Below are 19,047 nucleotides of genomic sequence, written 5' to 3' on the forward strand. Positions count from 1 at the left end.
CATGCCTTGGTTGCGTTGTGCACACATATTCTTGGCAATCCGTACTTGATCCTGCCGCCACATCGGAGCAGGATGCGCCCGTTTCGATAAACCCGGAGTCTTGCATGAGTCAAGCTGCTTCCCAGGCCCATGGTGAAAAGGGAGCCTCGGCCATAGGTATGGCCATCGCGGCCGCGGGTATCGTCTATGGCGATATTGGTACCAGCCCGCTGTATACCCTCAAGGAGGTGTTTTCTCCTACGTATGGCCTGGTGCCTACCCACGATAGCGTCCTGGGTATCCTGTCCCTGATCTTCTGGTCGTTGATCTGGGTCGTGACGATCAAGTATGTCTTTTTCGTTCTGAGGGCGGATAACCAAGGCGAGGGCGGCATCATGGCCTTGACTGCATTGGCAAGGCGGGCGTCCGCACCGTTTCCAAAATTGCAAATGGTGTTGGTGCTGTTGGGGTTATTTGGTGCCTCGCTGTTTTACGGCGAAAGCATGATTACACCGGCCATTTCGGTACTGTCTGCTGTAGAGGGCCTGGAAGTAGCCTTTTCCGGGCTTGATCATATTGTGGTGCCAGCGGCAATCGTTATCCTGGTCGGACTCTTCATGCTACAGCGGGGCGGTACTGCCAAGATTGGCAAGCTGTTCGGTCCGGTTATGGTCCTCTGGTTCACCGTGCTAGGCGCATTGGGTATTTATGGCATTCTGCAGGCGCCTGAAGTCCTCAAGGCTTTGAACCCATGGTGGGCATTCAACTTTTTCATCGTACACCCCGGACTTGGCATCGCTATTCTGGGCGCTGTTGTGCTGGCGCTGACAGGGGCTGAGGCGCTGTATGCCGACATGGGCCATTTCGGCCGCAAACCTGTCGCGCGCGCCTGGCTCTTCCTGGTGCTGCCCGGATTGGTGCTCAATTACTACGGGCAAGGTGCCTTGGTTCTGATCGACCCAGAGTCTGTACGCAATCCTTTCTACCTGCTCGCACCTGAATGGGCATTGATCCCAATGGTCGTCCTGGCGACTTTTGCCACGGTCATTGCCTCACAGGCAGTCATCTCAGGTGCGTTCTCCATTACCCGTCAGGCAATCCAGCTGGGGTATGTACCGCGTATGCAAATCCTGCATACCTCAAGTCATGAACAGGGCCAGATTTATATTCCTGCCATGAACTGGGCGCTTCTGACAGGCGTTATCCTGTTGATCATTGGATTCGAGTCCTCTGGCAACCTGGCCGAGGCCTACGGCATCGCTGTCACGGGAACGATGCTGATCACAACCTGCCTGGTATCTTCGGTAGCGCTGCTGCTATGGAAATGGCCTCGCTGGTTCGCCATTCCGATGCTCATTGGATTCTTCATTGTCGACTCGCTGTATTTTGCAGCCAACGTTCCAAAAATCGTGGCAGGCGGTGCATTTCCTGTCATTGCGGGCATCATCCTGTTCACGTTGATGACCACATGGAAGCGCGGCCGGCAGATTCTGGCTGAACGGCTGGATGAAGGGGCACTACCGCTACCGATCTTTATCGGCAGCATCCGCTCCAATCCGCCTTTCCGTGCCAAGGGGACAGCCGTCTTTCTGACAGCGCGGCAAGACGCCGTTCCACACGCCCTGCTTCATAACATGCTGCACAATCAGGTATTGCATGAGCAGGTGGTGTTGCTGACCGTTATCTATGAAGACACGCCGCGGGTTCCTGTCAGCCGCCGTTTCGAGGTGGACAGCTACGGGGATGGGTTCTACCGTGTTCTCTTGCATTATGGCTTTATGGACGAGCCCGACGTGCCGGCTGCGCTCGCATTGTGTCACCTGGAAGACCTCGATTTCACGCCCATGCGGACGACGTACTTCCTTAGCCGTGAAACGGTCATTGCGTCGAATAATCGTTTGGGAATGGCTCGCTGGCGAGAGAATTTGTTTGCCTTCCTTATGAAGAATGCCAGCGGCAGCCTGCGTTTCTTCAACCTGCCAGTTAACCGGGTAATCGAGCTGGGTACTCAGATCGAGATCTAGCAGCCAAGTTGCAGATATAAAAAAGCCGCCTTGGGGCGGCTTTTTTATTGGGATCAGTTGAATACAGGTGGAGGCAGGGCATCCGGGTCGGTAATGAACGGCATCTCCCATGGGTCCAGCGATTGACCCAACTGGGAAAGCTCTTGCCGAACATTCTCGATAAAGCCTTTAAGCTGCAGCGGATCGCTGTACTGTGCAGCGGTCACCTCAGGGACCGCCAAGACCTCTTCTCCTTCATGCCCGATTACGCTGAAGCCAAAGCTGTCAGCCTGGGGGTTGGCTGAAATAACACAACCCAGCGGAGTGAAGGCATCTACAACCAGTTTTTCAGCAGCATCCAGCGAAAGGGGAGTGGTCATGGGCGTCCTCGTTCAAAGGTTGAGAGCCGGTAGACCATTGATCGCACGCGTTCTTTCCGACCATTCGTCTCCAGCCGCGGAGGTGATCCATCGGCTGGGCGTCCTGGTTACGGTGTGCGTGTACGAGTCTCGATGGCGTTTATCATGTGGCGTGCAAGCTTGTCGTAGTCATTATCGAAATGGTGACCACCGGGTAACTCAAGCTTTTCGAAATTGGCTCCAGGCTGCGTGCAACCGCTCTCGTCCTTTTCTTCCGCACCGTAAATACAGTAGATCTTGCTGGCAGGCACCTTGACCATCTCCGGTCCGGTTTGCATCTCGTCACCAGCCTTGCCCAGCCAGCCCTCAACCTGGATTTCAAAATCACCGCTACGGGCAAAGGCCAGCAGCACCATGGCCGATACCTGTTCCTGATCTGTTGCAGGTAAACGGTTATAGACCGCCGGAAGCAGATCCGCGCCAAATGAGTAGCCGGCCAGGACGAAGCGTTTCGCGCCCCAACGCTCACGGTATGTCTGCATCAGATGGGACAAGTCTGTCGCCACCTGTTCCGGGCTTTTGTGTTCCCAGAAATAGCGCAAGGTATCGATACCTACAACAGGCCACCCGTTTTCTGCCATGGTCTGTGCCGAATCACGGTCAAGATCACGCCAGCCACCATCGCCGGAATAAAAAAACGTCACTGTATCCTTGTGCGCGGCCGGCTCTTCAGCCGGGACTTCTACAACAGGGACATCGCCACCCTGGCCGAGCAGCTGACGTTGAAGCTGAGTACGTAAAAGCGTAACCAGCGGTGTGCCGTAATCACTGATAGTGGTATCGGCATTATCCTGGCCGCGAACAAAACGAGCAGTTTCATCGCCTGGGTTATCGTTCCAGGCCAGATGCCATTTACCGTGTTCGGCTTTCTGCGGCAGCGGATCAGAGCAGTCGGGCTCGTCGAGCTTTGTACCGACCGACAGGGCGCTGACCTTATCATCCTCTTGCCCGGCCAGCCAGCGCCAGGCCAATGATCCACCCGCATCGATGCCTGCCACCATGGTAGGTGCTCCGCCAAGATGGCTGATGGCGTCTTCCAGGCTGGCGCGTTGCGCGGCACATGCCTTGCTCTCGGGCAGCTCATACTGGACCAGCATGGCCTTGGTGTTTTTGGCCAGGGTTAGCAGGTCAGCATCGGATAGCTGCTGTTCAGCAGGGTTCGCAACAACGACTCGGGCCAGTGGCTTGCCGGCAGGCCTTGCGACGGTTACGACATTCTGATCGGCTTGTACGCGCACCTCAAGGCTAGCGGTACTGGGCCAGCGATGAAACCACCACCACAGTGCCGCTGCGGCAATGACAATGATCAACAGAAGAAAAAGCAACCCGCGTTTACGTCTAGTCATCAACGTTTTACCAGTCCTGTAATACCGCCCGCGATCAACGCAGCGGTGTCAGCCAAGGCGACCAAGGGATCAAGTCCTGCTGGAACGGCCAAATAGCGAGGCTCCCATTCCGGATCGAACTTATCTTTGAACCGTCTCAAGCCCTGAAAGTTATAGAACTGCTCGCCACGTCGGAACACCATAGCCCCTAGACGCTGGGTCAGAGGAGCACCACGGCGTGGATGCAGTCCCGCCAATGGCACCATCCCCAAGCTGAAGCGTTCCAGGCCTCGCTCCTTGAAGTGCAGGATAAGGCCGAGCATGAGAAACTCCATGGTTAGTTTGGGCGCATCAGCTGCCACTCGCATCAGGTCGATACTGGCCAGCTCTGGCCGATCGGTTTCCAGAAGATTAGCAAACGCTACCGCCTTCCCCTGAAACCGGACGACGGCAATGCGGAAGTGCTGCAAGTACTCCGGGTCAAAACGGCCAAGCGAAAAGCCCTTCTCGCGGACATGTTTACTCTCCAGCCAGATATCGGAGATAACTTTTAGCTCTTCGAGAGGTGCCTGACCCGGCTCATGGAACTCGATGAGCAGTCCATCCCGCTGGCCTCGGTTCCAGGTGTAGCGCAGGTCTTTCTTACCCTTGCTGTCCAGATCGAATGTCTTGAGATTGACGCGGGCTTCCTCACCTAACTTCAGTGCGGTGAGACCGATGTCCATGTAGAAAGGCAGATTCTCGGCACGAACCTGATAGAACACAGGTCGTGCATGGTGCATGTCGCATAGATCGCGAAATTTCCAGATCAACTCGGCTCGTGTCTGAGCGGAGCCGATGGGATCAAACAGGGCGATCATGCTACGGCCACGACGGCCATACATCAGGAAAGCATTTTCCGTTTCATGAAACAGCAAGGCCTTGTCGCCTGTCATGGCCAAGCCGCCATCAGGCTGCTCAGATGCTTTGACGGCGTCCAATGCCTTTTGCAGATCTTCTATGGTAGGCAGCGTAATTTCTGGCGGTGCAGCCCGCAAGAGCCAGCCGAGTGACAGGGCCAGTAGTAGCACCACGCTGCCCATGGCTGCTCGTGCACCTCGCGGGGCGCCTTCCTCCAGCGTAAATTGCCACCAGAGCTGGTTGTCGTAGGACGCATCCTGGTAAACAAACAGGAGCAACCAGATAGATGCCGCCACGACGCACAGGCTTGCAACGACGTACAGGGGTGAAAAGGGCAGTTCCAGTAAGCGGCTCCGGCGGTAGAAGGAGCGGCGGAACGTAGCCAGGAGGGCAGCCGTAATCGCCAGGATCGATGCCTCCTCCCAATCAAAGCCCTTTAGCAGCGAAAGCAGGGAGCCTACCAGCAACAGCACCAGGGTGAGTACCCAGGCGGCCGAGAGCCGCCGCCGCAGGCCTTGAGCCAAGAGTAGGCACACAACTCCGATCAGGCTGGCTCCCAGATGCGAGGCTTCAATAAGACGCTGTGGCAGCAGGAATCCGATACCCTTCAGACGCGTATCGATCTCTGGCGTAACGCCTGAAAAGAGCAGTACGACCCCTGAGAAAAATACCAGGACTGACAGAACGGGGGCTGCAAGGCCAGAGGCAACGCGGATGGCCGAGCTGCCAGATAGAAAGCGCTTTCCCTCGGTCAGCAGCAGGACAAGGCAAGCGATGACCAGGGGAAGCAATACATAAATGATCCGGTACAGCAGCAGGGCCGCTGCCAGGGGAGCTGTCCCGATCTTGTCCGAAAAAGCGGCTAGCAAAACGGCTTCAAATACCCCAACGCCGCCCGGAACATGGCTAAGCACACCTGCTGCGAGTGCCAGCAGATACACCAGCATGAATGCACCCAGCGGTGGTGCCTCGGGCAGTAATAGATACAGCACTGTGGCGGCAGCCATGACGTCCAGGGCTGTAATCACCAACTGCAGGGCGCTTAGCTTGAAGGTGGGTAAGCGCAGGGTCTTACGGCCCAGGCGGAACAGGCGACTATCAGGCGAAGGCTGCTCGTCTAGGGCTCGCTTGCGAAGGAATACAATGCCTATGGCATAGATCGAGAGAATGGCAATTGCAATGCCAGCTACCAGAGTAGGTGAAAGACGCAGGGCTGTGGAAGCCGAAGGCAAATCACTTAATGCTGCAACCGCAGCCAGAGGGGGCAATGCCGTTCCCAGCGACAGGCTGGCAAAGAAAGTCATCTGCGCCACTTCAATGGCGCTCAGGCCTTGGCGGGCATAGAGACGATAACGAACCGAGCCCCCAGATAGCATGGACAGCCCAACTGCATTACCAATGGCGAAGGCGGTAAGTCCACCCAGCGCCAGGGTCTTGCCTGGTAGATGAACGCCGGCGAAGCGACTGGCAGACCATTCGTAGCCAAGCAGAATGAGAAAGCCCACAGCCGTTGCCGCGACGGCCCCCATAATAGCGTGCGAGGGGATACCCAGCAGTGCAGTGTGGAGAGAGGGTAGATCAATACTGCTGACCAGATGCCAGCACACAAGCAGGGCGACGCCAAACAGGAGCAGTGTCAGGCCCAGCTCAAGAGGTTCTTTATAGGCCGTAATGCGCTCTAGCAGGCGCCAGGGCAATGCTTGCGGAGGAGAAGAAGGTGAAGATGAAGACGAAGAATCGGATGAAGAAACAGCAGATTTGTTTACAGGATCATTGGCGCTCATGAAAGCCCCTCAGGGAAACTGCGCGTCAGATTAGTCACATACAGACTTTTGCCAAGCCCTATGTATCAAAAAAATGGAAACTCTTTGAATATTGAAGGCTAAAAGGAATAAAAATTCGACACAAACAAAAAAGCCACTCGATTGAGTGGCTTTTTAAATTTGGTTGCGGGGGCAGGATTTGAACCTACGACCTTCGGGTTATGAGCCCGACGAGCTACCAGACTGCTCCACCCCGCTTCTGATGTGGCCAGTATACGGGTTTAAAAAATGATGTCAACAAAAAATTCAATGCTGACAATGATTTGCTGAAAGCCTTATCACGAGGACTTATGAATGCACCTTTATAGGTAGCGCATTGCCTAAAGAGGGTATCCCTTCATCGGAGTGCCGAAATGAAACCGCAATGGCTGATAAATACCTCCATGGCACTGGCTTTACTGTCACCGCTAGCCATGGCCCAAACGGCTGAATCAGGGCGTACCCCTCAGGACACCGCGCATGATCCACAGCATGTCGAAGTTATTTCACCAGAGGCGCAGGAGGCCGAGCAAAACCAGCGGGGCGTTGAGCTGCCGGAAAACAGAGTCAATCAAGGGGCTACTCGAAGCGATCCGCTTGCCCGGGAACGGCAAGAAATCGACAGCGATATGGAGCTTGATCGCAAGCAGCCGCTGAACAACTGAAATGAGGCCTGTATCCCGTTACCTGGACGAGCGCGATGAACGGCGACCAAAAAAGGATTTTTTGCATTGCCGAGGTGGTCATTTGAATAGGCTCTGGTTATTCCAGTGTCTCCCTGGCGGTTTCAACGTCGCTGTCGGCCGCCAGGGCTTACCTCTGCTCTAGAGCAAAGGCGTACCTGGTAACCTTTTTACCATTAAAGTTATCACGATAACGGTCGATAAGATCTGGACCTTCATGCCATTTCAACGGCTTGCCGAAATTGTTGTCCAGAGGCTGCGCTATGCTCCAACGTTTGAAATTTAGCCATAAGATATTGGCGACGGCCTCTATTGTGCTGATCGTCGCCTTCTCATTATTCATGAGCTATAACGATTACCTGCAGCGAAAGACGATTACGCAGGACCTGTCGTCCCGCCTGGACGAGCTGGGCACCAGTGCATCAGCAAATATCGTTAACTGGCTCAATGGGCGAATCACTCTGCTTGAAGGTGAGGCCCAGGCTATCCAGAACAATGCCTCTCCTGAGGGAGTGTTTTCCATCCTTGAGCAGAAGGCCTATCTCTCCAGCTTCGAGTTCACCTATCTGGGACATGCCGATGGTCAATTTTCCATCCGTCCTTACGATGAAATGCCTGCCGGTTACGATCCCCGTACCCGTGATTGGTATGTTGCCGCTCAGTCGCAGGGCCGATCCTTGTTGACGGAGCCTTATGTTGATGTGGGTAATGGAAAGCTGGTGATGACGCTAGCTACGCCTATCATGAAGAACGGCGCCTTGGCGGGTGTTCTGGCTGGCGATCTGAGTCTGCAGACGATGGTGGGTATCGTCAATTCGCTCGACCTGGGCGGTATCGGTCATGCGATTCTGGTGAATAGCGAAGGCAAGGTACTGGTCAGTCCCAGAAAAGAGGAGGTGATGAAAAACCTCGCTGAGCTGTTTCCCGCCGGTGCGCCTGCACTGGATGGCGCGCTCAAGCGGGTCGAGCTGGACGGCAAGCCTCAGCTTATGGTCTTCAAGCCAGTCACCGGTCTGCCATCGGTCAACTGGTACCTGGGCCTGATGGTTGATGAAGAGAAAGCCTACGCCCCGCTCAAGGAGTTCAGAACCTCGGCCGTGCTGGCCATGGTGATTGGCGTTGTGCTGATCATGCTGCTCCTGGGCGTGCTGATTCGCGTACTGATGCGTCCGCTCACGACTATGAGCCAGGCGATGCAGGACATCGCACAAGGAGAGGGCGACCTGACCCGGCGTCTGGCCATCAATAGCCAGGACGAGTTTGGTGTGCTGGCCGCTGCCTTCAACCGCTTTGTCGAGCGTATCCATGGCTCGATCAGCGAAGTATCGGCCAGTACCCGTCAGCTCAACGAGGTCTCCCGTCAGGTGCTGGCGGCCTCCAACTCCTCGCTGCACAACTCGGACAACCAGGCCGGACGTACCGGAAGCGTGGCGGCAGCCATCAACCAGTTGGGCGCCGCTACACAGGAGATTGCCCGCAACGCTGCCGATGCGTCCGTACAGGCTACCAGTGCCCGGCAGCAGGCCGAGGAGGGTCGCCGCGTACTGGGCCAGACCCTGACGGCAATGGAAACCCTGTCCACCAACATCAGCGCCTCCTGCGGCCGTATTGATGAGCTGAACCAGAAGACCACCCGCATCGGACATATCCTGGAGGTGATCCAGGGCATTTCCGAGCAGACCAACCTGCTGGCGCTCAACGCTGCGATCGAAGCTGCACGGGCAGGCGATGCTGGGCGTGGTTTTGCGGTGGTAGCGGACGAGGTGCGTGGTCTGGCACATCGTACCCAGAGTTCGGCCCGAGAGATCCAGAGCATGATTCAGGAGCTGCAAACCGGGGCGAGCGAAGCGGTTTCCACCATGACCGAAAGTCAGCGCTTCAGCGAGGACAGCATGACCATCGCGCAAAAGGCCAACGAGCGGTTGGGCTCGGTAGCCGAGCGCATTACCGATATCGATGGCATGACCCAATCGGTGGCGGCCGCTACGGAAGAGCAGAGCGCGGTGGTGGAGTCGCTTAATGTTGACATTACCGAGATCAACTCGCTCAACCAGCAGGGCGTGGAAAACCTGAACGCGACCCTGGGCGCTTGCCATGCCCTGGAGCAACAGGCCAATCGCCTCGATCAGCTCGTTTCAAGCTTCAGAATCTAACGATAGGGAGGCGGGCAGGTTTTCTCGTCTGTCTCTAATCGTTACCGCGGCGCCTCGGCTATCGGGGCGCTGCTGTTTATATGTGCCGATTCAAACCGTTCATGGTCTTAGCTTTCAAGACGCTCTATGCCGATACATTCATCTATTCGAGAAGCTGACCATGTACCTGATCCAGTTACTGCTGCCCCTTTATGACAACGATGGTCACGACCTCCCCAAAGCGCTGTTTGGTGAAGTTCGCAATGAACTCGTGGAAAAGTTTGGCGGATTGACCGCATTCAGCCAGGCTCCGGCGAAAGGACTATGGCAGGAAGACGAAAGCCATACGATACGGGATGAATTGATCATTTATGAGGTGATGGCCGACGCGCTGGAGCAGGTGTGGTGGCAGCAGTACCGGGCCTCGCTCGAGACCCGGTTTCGTCAGGAGACGGTGGTAGTCAGGGCCCACACTATCAGCCTATTGTAAGGTTTATTTATCCAGCTTTTTCTCGACTTCGTCCAGCTTACGGTTCAACTCACCGACCTGGCTGTCCAGCTCCTTGTTTGATACCGGAGTGATGACCTTATCGATGGTATGAGTGCCAGGCTCAGGACTTTCCAGATCGCTTACCGCCTCTTCGGGTAGCTTGCGCTGTGCATGAGCTTCGTCGCGTTTAGCGACCTGATCATGGTCATGGGACTTGTCGAGTTTATCCGTACGATCAGTCATGGCGGCTCCTGGTTATCGTAATGTTCTAGAATTCCGAGTGTCGCGAGGCCGCTAAAGTTTCGGAGAACCGCTGGGTGGGTAAGGGCGTATAGCGCATAATACAGGCGCAGCGGTGTTAGCGAGCCTGTCGAGCATGAGGGTATGACGCAGAGAAAAATCATCCATATCGATTGCGACTGTTTTTATGCCGCCGTCGAGATGCGTGACGACCCTCGCCTGGTAGGCCGGCCAATCGCCGTCGGTGGTACTCCCGATCGGCGTGGTGTGGTCGCAACCTGCAATTATGAGGCGCGTGCATACGGGGTGCGTTCGGCAATGGCCTCCCATCAAGCCCAGCGGCTGTGCCCCGACATCATCTTTGTGCGCCCGCGCTTTGATGTCTACAAGGCGGTATCGCGTCAGATCCATATGATATTTCGTGATTTTACCGATTTGATCGAACCGCTTTCCCTGGATGAGGCCTATCTCGACGTTTCGGACAGTCCGCATTTTTCCGGCAGTGCAACCCGAATTGCGCAGGAGATTCGCCGACGTGTGTGGGAAGAGCTTCATATCACTGTTTCAGCTGGTGTGGCGCCAAACAAGTTTCTGGCTAAGATTGCGAGCGACTGGCGCAAGCCGAACGGGCTGTTTGTTATTACCCCACCGGAAGTGGCCGCGTTTGTGGCTACTCTGCCTGTTGCCCGGTTGCATGGCGTAGGCAAGGTGACGGCTGAAAAGCTGACGCGCCTGGGAATCGAGCGGTGCGAGCAGTTGCTCGAGTGGGGACGCCTTGCATTGATCAAGGAGTTTGGTCTGTTTGGCGAACGGCTGTGGAATCTGGCTCAGGGAATTGACGAACGATCGGTCCAGGTGGATAGCCGACGTCAGTCGGTCAGTGTTGAAAACACCTTCGAGCATGACCTGCCTGATCTGGCCGCCTGTACGGCCCAGCTGCCCGCTTTGCTTGAAGAGCTGGCCGGGCGGCTTGGCCGACTGGATACCCATTACCGGCCGGAAAAACCTTTCGTCAAGGTCAAGTTTCACGACTTTACCCAAACCACCCTTGAGCAGGCCGGGGCTGGGCGGGATATCGATAGTTATCGACGGCTTCTGACCCAGGCCTTCATGCGGGGAGGCAAGCCGGTTCGCCTGTTGGGCGTAGGGGTAAGACTGATCGATTTGCGGGAGGGCGCCCGCCAATTGTCACTCTTTGAAGAGTAACCCGGGCGCCAGATACCGCTCGGTCAACGTGGACGCATCGACCGGACGGGAGAACAGGTAACCCTGGTAGAGATCGCATCCCAGGCTATCCAGGAGCGCCAGTTGTTCATTGGTTTCCACCCCTTCGGCAACGACTTTCAGATCCATCAGGCGCGCCAGGGCGATCAAGGTCTTGATCAGCGTTTCCTGGCGCTCGCTGCCAGGAACGTCGGCTAGGAAGGAGCGGTCAATCTTCAAGCTCGAAATAGGCAAGTGGGTCAGGCGGCTGAGTGACGAATAGCCAGTGCCAAAGTCATCCATGGTGAGTCGATAGCCGCTGGTTTCGAGGGTCTTGAGGTTGGTCAGCGTGGTTTCGTTTTCATGAAGCAGGCTGCTTTCAGTGATTTCGATTTCCAGGTCATGAGGGGTCAGCCCGTATCGTTGCAGGCAGCCGGAAAACTTTTCGGCCAGACCTTCCGTTGCGACTTCCTGAGCGGACAGATTGACTGCCACCAGTGGTGCGGTACCCAGGTCGCGTTTCCAGCGTGCAATCTGGGCACATGCCATATCACGAACATAGGCGTCCAGCGTATGGATCAGTCCACTTTCCTCAGCTATGGCGACAAACTGATCGGGCGGAACGGGGCGGCCGTTGGGGGCTGTCCAGCGTACCAGCGCTTCCACACTGTGAAGGTTGCCTTGAGCATCGACCCGAGGTTGATAGTGAAGAAAAAGGGCGCGGGTTTCGATGGCTTTTCTCAGCTCCAGCAACAGCTCGGTTCGCTCGAACGTGCGCTGCGCCAGGGTGGAGTCATAGGTGGGTAGCAGCGTATCGCCATGGGGATTCTTGAGCGCATGACTGCTACGTTCGATCAATTGCAGCGCATTGGTTGCATCCTGAGGATAGAACGCGGTTCCAAGATCAGGCGCCACATCAATAAGATGTCGGTCGATCTGCAAATGCGGAGGTAGGCTGCTCTTGAGTTCATGTAGCCGATCAAGGCCGATTTCGATGCTGTCCAGCTCGGTGAGAACCACCAGAAATGTGGCGCCCTTGAGGCGAGCTACCAGATTCTTTCGTGGCAAGCGACTCAGGTGGTGCGCAAAGGCTTGCAGGTACTGATCGCCGACGTCCAGGCCATACTTGGTATTGATGTAGGTCAGGTGAGGAAGGCGAATGGTCAGCGCGGCCAGTGGCTTCGAGCCCGCCTGGCCAATTGCCTGCTCCAGTCGCTTGATGGCGCCGCTGCGGTTCAGTACGCCTACCAGCGGGTCCAGAATGCTCAGGCGCTCGGAGTTACGCAGTTCGCTTTGCAAAGCATGCAGATGGGTAATGTCACGCAGTTTTACCAGTACATTCTGATTGGATGTCGGCTGACTGATACGAAGATTGAGCCAGCGAGGTTTAGTTCTACTCTGGACCTGCCATTCCTGCAGGGAGTCGTCCGGAACCAGTTTGACCGGCTCACCTTGTTCATTGCGTACTAGATTGCCCAAATAAACCTGACTCTCGATTACCCGCGCTGGTAGCCCCAGCAAGGCAGCCGCTTCGTCATTGAGTTTGAGGATCAGTCCATCGCTTCGGCAGAGCAGAAAGGCGCCCAGGTGGGAAAACACCTCATTGTAAAGTTGCTGGCTGTATTGTAGCGCCTGATTGAGCTGATGCTGGCGTCGCTGCGCATTGGCCAAGGTGGTTATGAGACGAGCAATGGCAAGCGGAATACACACGTTGAACAGCATGAACAGAAGCAAATGCAGGTAGTTGCGCGTGTAGTTCAATGACAGGTTGATGCCAAACAGATGAGGTATGGGGGTGTCGCTCAACAAAAGGTAAAGAGGCAGCAGATTGGCGACGCACAGCACCAGATAAACGCGCCAGTTGAAAAAGATCAGCGCCAGCAGCGGTGTGGCATAAATGATGAGGATGCCAGCCTTGGCCTGCTTGTAGTCGACGAAGAACAGGCTACACAGACCGAGTGCATATAGGACGAAGATCAAGACCGTACCGCTAAGCCGATAGGAGCGTGATCTGAAAGCGAAGAGGCTGAAGAAGGCGCCAAGAAAGACGGCTTCCATTATCAGAACGTAAGGGCGACCGGCCTCTAGTGCCTGATAGGTACAGTGGATGAAAATAAGGGCAACCAGCACGATACTGCTGAGCGCCAGTACACGCAGCGTGCTGGTTTTCCAGATAAAGTCAGGTGTTGGGGTTTGTCTGGATTCATCCAACAATAAAAAACGTCGGAGCCGATGAATCACTATAGATAGCCTGTCTGACAGTTAAGCGGCGGCGAATATCGCATACCGGATTTAAGGTGTCACGATAATGGCGCCACGGAATGGACGCCGTTTATCGAAAAGATAGCTGCCTACTATATAGTGTTTACAAAGGAGTGAAACCTTGAACAGTGAGTTGGCCTATTGGCACCACTCCGTTAAATAGGTGTTTTGGACATGGTCGAAAGCTGCACGATAGCGGCATCAAGTTCGTCCAAAATGGGCGATGAAGTAGGGGCGCCTTGTTTGAGCAGTGTCTCGCTCTGGTAGCACGCGGCTCGTAACTGAGGAACTCCACAGTAGCGGGTTGCGCCATGCAGGCGGTGGATCCGCTCGATTAGGCCGATGCGGTCACCATTCTCTCGGGCCGAGCGGATGGCTTGCCGGTCAGCTGCCAGCGAGGCGAGCAGCATGGTCAACAGGTCACTGGCCAAATCGGCCTTGCCTGCGGCCAGCCGCAGCCCTTCGTCTTCATCCAATATGGCCAGATTGGCAATGTCCGCTCCGGAAGAGGACAGCGGGCTCATCTCCTGAGTATCGTTTTGCTGAAGGCGCAGACCAGTCCATTTGAGCACCACCTGGGCGAGCTGCCGATCACTGATGGGCTTGGTTAAGTAATCATCCATGCCTGCCTGAAGCAGGGCCCGCTTCTCGTTGGACATGGCGTGGGCAGTCAATGCCACGATAGGTACCGGCGGATGTTCGCTTTCCACCTCCCAGGCGCGAATCGCTTCAGTGGCCTGTCGGCCATTCATGCCAGGCATCTGTACGTCCATGAAGATAAGGTCGTAGCGCTCCCTCTGTGCTGCCTCGACAGCGGCATAACCACTGTCGACACCCGTGACTTCAGCGCCAAGGTCGGTAAGAAGCGTTTCGACCAGCAGCAGGTTGGCGGGGTTATCGTCAACACAGAGCAGGCGAGGTGCGCGGTCAATTCGGGTATGGGCAGTATTTTCAGGACGAGTCGGCCGCTGATTGAGCAGCTCACCCACGGCGCGTTCCAGTTTACGGCTGCAAGCAGGCTTGGCCTGCAATTGGCAATGCACATCTGGCAAGGCTGCATGGAACACGGACTGATCGGTCGTGGGGCAGAAGATCAACGAATTACAGTCCAGCCGCTCCAGCTGCCAGACGCGCTCAGTCAGTAGATCAGGTGGCAGGATGCTGGAGCTTACCCCTAGCACGGCCAGCGTGATGGCGGCCTCGCTTTTCCGCTGCCTGGAAACGGCTTCCGTCAGCTGCTCAAGCGTCTCGAACTCGACCACCTCTAAACCGCAATCCTCCAGCTGATGGCGTAGCGATTGGCGTGTCAGCTCGTGTGGTTCCACAAGGCCTACGCGGCGGCCGGCAAAGGCCAGTCGGCGATGGGTTTCCAGCGGATTGCGCGATTTGGGCAGGTTGATGGTGATCCAGAATTCGGATCCTTCCTCGGGCTCGCTCTCCAGTCCAATTTCGCCGCCCATTTGCTCGACGAGACGTTTGGAGATGACCAGACCCAGGCCGGTGCCCCCTGCCTGTCGGGAGAGTGAGTTGTCTGCCTGGGTAAAGGCCTGGAAAAGCATGTCCCGATCTTGCTCGGAGAGACCAATGCCTGAGTCCTGAACACTGATCCGTAGCTGGGCATGGTCATCGTCTTCATCTTCCACCATGGCGCGGACAGCAATAGTGCCTTCGTGAGTGAACTTGATGGCGTTGCTGACCAGGTTGGTCAACACCTGGCGCAGGCGCTGGGGATCACCTACCAGATGGACCGGAGTGTCACGGTAGATCAGGCTGACCAGTTCCAGCTGCTTTTCATGCGCAGCTGGCGCCAGAATGGTCATGGTGTCCTGAATCATATCGCGCAGATTGAAGGGAATACTTTCCAGAACCAGCTTGCCGGCTTCGATCTTGGAGAAGTCCAGGATCTCATTGATGATGCCCAGCAGGCTTTCAGCAGAGTTCTGAATAGTGCCGAGATAATCTTGCTGCCGGGGCGTCAGCTCGCTTTTTTGTAGCAGATTGGTAAAGCCGATGATGCCATTGAGGGGCGTTCTGATCTCATGACTCATGTTGGCCAGGAATTCGGACTTGATCCGGCTGGCTTCCAGGGCTTCCTTGCGGGCGAGATCCAGCTCGATGTTCTGAATTTCGATGGTTTCCAGGTTTTGCCGCACATCTTCCGTGGCCTGGTCGATGTTGTTCTGCATTTCCTCCTGGGCGTTCTGCATGGCTTCGGCCATACGGTTGATCCCGTCGGCCAAGGTATCCAGCTCGTAACTGCCAAGGTCTTTGGGCAGGCGGGTTTCCAGCTGACCGTCCTTGAGATGACCCACGCCATCGCTGATGATGCGCAGGGGATGATTGATGCTGCGACCGATACGGACAGCTACCACGGCTGTCAGGCAGAGACCGAAGATGATCAAAAGGAGGCTGATCACCAGATTGCGGTAGCCGCGCAGGAGGGTGGCGTGGTGAGACAGCTCGATATCGATCCAGCCCAGCAGGTGCGAGCTGGGCATGTTGACCTCACCGGTAATGAGCTTGAGATGCCGGGCCTGAACGGGTAGATGGAAGTGTGTGACATCCAGACCGCTGCGCAGGCTGGCGGTCTCGCCATCGTCGTTACGAATGGCGATTGTCATACGAGGGCCGGCATGGGCCAGGATTTTCTGGTCGGCACTGATGAACTCGACAGCCCGTACATCGGCCTGATCAAGTACATCCTGGGCAATGCGCTGGAGCAGGACCCGGTCATCCCGAAGCAGGGCAGGCGCGGCCAGTGGTCCAAGCTGTTCGGCGATCAGTTGGCCGCGCTCTTCCAGCACCGTCCGCATGTCGGATAGCTGAACCCAGCTGAAGTAACCGCCCAGCACCATCGCCATGACACACGTCGGTAGCAGGCTCAGCAGCAGGATGCGGCCCTTGATTCCCAACTCGTTCAGCACTTACCCGTCTCCAGAGCAACAATGGGGGAAGTGTAAAACAGTTGTTTCGATTGCCGGGACGATTTTGTGGCGGATGGTCGCTAAACGGTTCTCCGCGGGAGTAAATAGGCCGAAAATGCTGGAGTCGTAGTGTCAGCTCACGGCCAGAGGCTGCGGAAAAGACGACCTGATATCGCCTTTATTCATCCCGCGCATCATGAGATTAGGGAACGCCCCTCATTTGCCGGTATCATAGAGGCCTATTCAAAGGCAGCGGAACCGAGCGAATTCCATGAGCGTGCAGTATCCGACCATTGCCGACTGCGTCGGCAATACACCGCTGGTGCGTTTGCAGCGCCTGCCCGGTGAGACATCCAATACCCTACTGGTCAAGCTGGAAGGCAATAATCCGGCCGGATCGGTAAAAGATCGGCCAGCCCTTTCGATGATCACGCGTGCCGAGTTGCGCGGTGATATCCAGCCGGGCGATACACTGATCGAGGCGACCTCGGGCAATACGGGCATTGCCCTGGCGATGGCTGCAGCCATCAAGGGTTATCGCATGGTTCTGATCATGCCGGATAACTCCAGCGCTGAGCGCAAGGCGGCTATGACGGCTTATGGCGCCGAGTTGATCCTGGTCAGTCGCGAAGAAGGCATGGAGGGTGCGCGTGATCTGGCGACCCGTATGCAGGCCGAGGGCAAGGGCAAGGTGCTGGATCAGTTCGGCAATGGGGACAACCCTTCTGCCCACTACAGCTCGACCGGCCCTGAAATCTGGCAGCAGACCGGCGGTAGCATCACGCACTTCGTCAGTTCCATGGGTACGACCGGTACCATCATGGGCGTGTCGCGCTACCTGAAGGAGCAGAATCCTGAGGTGCAGATCGTCGGACTGCAGCCGAGCGAAGGTGCCGCCATTCCCGGTATCCGCCGGTGGCCGCAGGAGTACCTGCCAAAGATTTTCGATGCCACGCGTGTGGATCGTATTGTCGACATGAGCCAGGAAGAGGCGGAAGACGTGATGCGCCGTCTGGCTCGGGAAGAGGGTATTTTCTGCGGCGTATCGTCGGGTGGTTCCGTAGCGGCTGCGCTGCGTATTTCCAAAGAAGTTGAGAATGCAGTCATCGTGGCGATCATTTGTGATCGTGGTGACCGTTATCTTTCTACTGGTGTTTATGATCCGCGTTAAACGCGGGTTTGATTCAAGAGAACAGTATGCGTGTAAAAGGGCTGCGTTTTCAGCCGAGCGGCGGTAGCCGGGCCTCGTCGGTTCCGGTCGGCAAGAAACAGCGCCTGACCATTGAGAAGATGGCCAATGATGGCCGGGGTATCGCCTATCTCGAAGGTCGGACCTGGTTCGTTTCGGGTGCCTTGTCATCGGAAACGGTTGAGGCGCGTGTGTTGTCTGCCAAAAGCCAGGTGGTTGAGGCGCGTGTGGAGCGGGTGCTTGAGCCTAGTGGCGAACGACGCCTGCCTTCGTGTGCCATGGCCGGTCGTTGCGGTGGCTGCACCTTGCAGCATATTCCGCATGAGGCTCAACTGGCCCTCAAGCAGCGTACGCTGGCCGAGCAACTACAGCGATTTGCCGGCGTGACGCCCAATGAATGGGCTGCGCCACTGCATGGCCCGGAGCTGGGCTATCGGCGTCGTGCACGCATCGCGGTGCGCTGGGATGCCAAGGCTCGCCGCCTGGATGTTGGATTTCGGGCGCTTGCCAGCCAGGATATCGTTCCGCTGGAGGCCTGTGGTGTGCTGGTTGAGCCATTGCAGCCTATCGCCAGAGCGCTACCGGCTTTACTTGTCGGGTTGGAGCAGCCACAAGCCATTGGTCACGTCGAGCTGTTTCAAGGGACGGCCTGCGCCATGCTGGTGCGTGTCACGCGTCCGCTCTCGCCGCGTGACAGCGATCATCTGCGCCATTTCTGCATGGAGCACTCGGTTCAGCTCTGGTGGCAGGCCGAAGGTGAGCCGTATCCCGACGAGCCCGAGGCAGCACTTAGCTACCAACTGGAGCCATGGAACCTGACGATTGCTTACCGTCCGGGTGATTTCGTACAGGTCAATGCATCGGTTAACGAGGCGATGATTGCACAGGCGCTTGACTGGCTTGCGCCGGAGCCGAATGAGCGGGTGCTCGATCTGTTTTGCGGACTTGGCAATTTCGCCCTGCCATTGGCGCAGCGTGTGCATGCCGTGGTTGGCGTAGAAGGCGTTTCCGTCATGACGGAGCGTGCGAGTAAAAATGCCCGGGCCAATGGCCTGGATAACGCGCACTTTTTCCAGGCAGACCTGTCGAAGCCGCTTATCGATGCGCCATGGTTTGGCCAGACCTTTTCATCCGTATTGCTGGACCCGCCACGTGATGGCGCGTTGGCCGTAGTGCAGCAGATGAAGCAATTGGGTGCACAGCGTGTGCTCTATGTGTCCTGTAATCCCGCTACATTGGCACGGGATGCAGGCGAACTGGTTCGTCAGGGGTATGTTCCTGTGCGGGCTGGAATCCTGGACATGTTCCCGCAGACGGCGCATGTCGAGGCGATGGTTTTGTTTGTAGCGAGGTAGGGGCAGGTCTAGCGAAAAGTAATGAATGAGGGTGAGTCCGGTGTGACTGTATTCGGGACTGTAATGGCCTTTTACATTCCGAGCACTCGCAGATCACCTGAATACGTGTTTTTTCGTTTAGCCTGAACCTCGCGTAATCGG

Annotated in this window: 13 protein-coding genes, 1 tRNA gene and 1 pseudogene; 8 read left to right on the plus strand and 7 right to left on the minus strand. The window is 56.4% G+C overall.

Annotated elements, in window-relative coordinates; genetic code table 11:
* Positions 1-104: 104 nt before the first annotated feature.
* Entirely contained in the window at positions 105-2,003 is a 1,899-nt protein-coding gene (locus tag B3729_RS02635; protein WP_122043222.1) for a potassium transporter Kup, read from the plus strand.
* A gap of 53 nt (positions 2,004-2,056) precedes the next feature.
* Here B3729_RS02635 and B3729_RS02640 read toward each other — a convergent pair whose 3' ends face one another.
* From B3729_RS02640 to B3729_RS02655, 4 genes are all read right to left on the minus strand, one after another.
* Positions 2,057-2,362, minus strand: coding sequence for a hypothetical protein (locus B3729_RS02640; protein WP_010797446.1), 306 nt, complete (start codon positions 2,360-2,362; stop codon positions 2,057-2,059).
* A gap of 107 nt (positions 2,363-2,469) precedes the next feature.
* On the minus strand, positions 2,470-3,747 hold the full coding sequence (locus tag B3729_RS02645) for a virulence factor family protein (RefSeq protein WP_286786970.1): 1,278 nt from the start codon (positions 3,745-3,747) through the stop codon (positions 2,470-2,472).
* Positions 3,747-6,410: a bifunctional lysylphosphatidylglycerol flippase/synthetase MprF gene (gene mprF, locus B3729_RS02650; protein ID WP_286786971.1), complete on the minus strand. Its 2,664-nt coding sequence runs from the start codon at positions 6,408-6,410 to the stop codon at positions 3,747-3,749. The genes B3729_RS02645 and mprF overlap by 1 nt, the downstream gene beginning before the upstream one ends.
* Before the next feature lie 160 nt (positions 6,411-6,570).
* A tRNA-Met gene (locus tag B3729_RS02655) sits at positions 6,571-6,647 on the minus strand.
* Positions 6,648-6,802: 155 nt separating this feature from the next.
* Between B3729_RS02655 and B3729_RS02660 the strand changes: the two genes are divergently transcribed.
* From B3729_RS02660 to B3729_RS02670, 4 genes and pseudogenes are all read left to right on the plus strand, one after another.
* Positions 6,803-7,093, plus strand: a complete 291-nt coding sequence (locus tag B3729_RS02660; RefSeq protein ID WP_286786972.1) for a hypothetical protein — start codon at positions 6,803-6,805, stop codon at positions 7,091-7,093.
* 359 nt (positions 7,094-7,452) lie between these two features.
* A pseudogene (locus tag B3729_RS24680) lies at positions 7,453-8,406 on the plus strand (HAMP domain-containing protein); the annotation flags it as partial.
* 132 nt (positions 8,407-8,538) lie between these two features.
* Positions 8,539-9,264, plus strand: coding sequence for a methyl-accepting chemotaxis protein (locus B3729_RS24685; protein ID WP_409438609.1), 726 nt, complete (start codon positions 8,539-8,541; stop codon positions 9,262-9,264).
* Positions 9,265-9,424: 160 nt separating this feature from the next.
* Complete coding sequence (locus tag B3729_RS02670) at positions 9,425-9,733, plus strand: hypothetical protein (RefSeq protein ID WP_286786974.1); 309 nt, start codon at positions 9,425-9,427, stop codon at positions 9,731-9,733.
* A 3-nt stretch (positions 9,734-9,736) separates the two neighbouring features.
* Here the strand turns inward: B3729_RS02670 and B3729_RS02675 are convergent, their stop codons facing one another.
* Positions 9,737-9,976, minus strand: coding sequence for a hypothetical protein (locus B3729_RS02675; protein ID WP_010797452.1), 240 nt, complete (start codon positions 9,974-9,976; stop codon positions 9,737-9,739).
* 141 nt (positions 9,977-10,117) lie between these two features.
* Here B3729_RS02675 and dinB point away from each other — a divergent pair, with 141 nt between their 5' ends.
* Entirely contained in the window at positions 10,118-11,179 is a 1,062-nt protein-coding gene (dinB, locus tag B3729_RS02680; protein WP_286786975.1) for a DNA polymerase IV, read from the plus strand.
* On the opposite strand, the gene B3729_RS02685 is transcribed toward dinB, so the two are convergent.
* Both B3729_RS02685 and B3729_RS02690 read right to left on the minus strand, forming a co-directional pair.
* Entirely contained in the window at positions 11,162-13,417 is a 2,256-nt protein-coding gene (locus B3729_RS02685) for a putative bifunctional diguanylate cyclase/phosphodiesterase (protein WP_286786976.1), read from the minus strand. The two genes, dinB and B3729_RS02685, sit on opposite strands and share 18 nt — an antisense overlap.
* Positions 13,418-13,593: 176 nt before the next feature.
* Positions 13,594-16,362, minus strand: coding sequence for an ATP-binding protein (locus B3729_RS02690; RefSeq protein WP_286786977.1), 2,769 nt, complete (start codon positions 16,360-16,362; stop codon positions 13,594-13,596).
* A 271-nt stretch (positions 16,363-16,633) separates the two neighbouring features.
* Here B3729_RS02690 and cysM point away from each other — a divergent pair, with 271 nt between their 5' ends.
* Together cysM and rlmD are read left to right on the plus strand one after the other, a co-directional pair.
* On the plus strand, positions 16,634-17,533 hold the full coding sequence (gene cysM / locus B3729_RS02695; protein ID WP_010797456.1) for a cysteine synthase CysM: 900 nt from the start codon (positions 16,634-16,636) through the stop codon (positions 17,531-17,533).
* A 26-nt stretch (positions 17,534-17,559) separates the two neighbouring features.
* Positions 17,560-18,906: a 23S rRNA (uracil(1939)-C(5))-methyltransferase RlmD gene (gene rlmD / locus B3729_RS02700; RefSeq protein ID WP_286786978.1), complete on the plus strand. Its 1,347-nt coding sequence runs from the start codon at positions 17,560-17,562 to the stop codon at positions 18,904-18,906.
* Positions 18,907-19,047 lie beyond the last annotated feature (141 nt).

It is taken from the genome of Pseudomonas sp. UBA3149 (assembly GCF_002364655.1).
Lineage (GTDB): Bacteria > Pseudomonadota > Gammaproteobacteria > Pseudomonadales > Pseudomonadaceae > Chryseomonas > Chryseomonas luteola.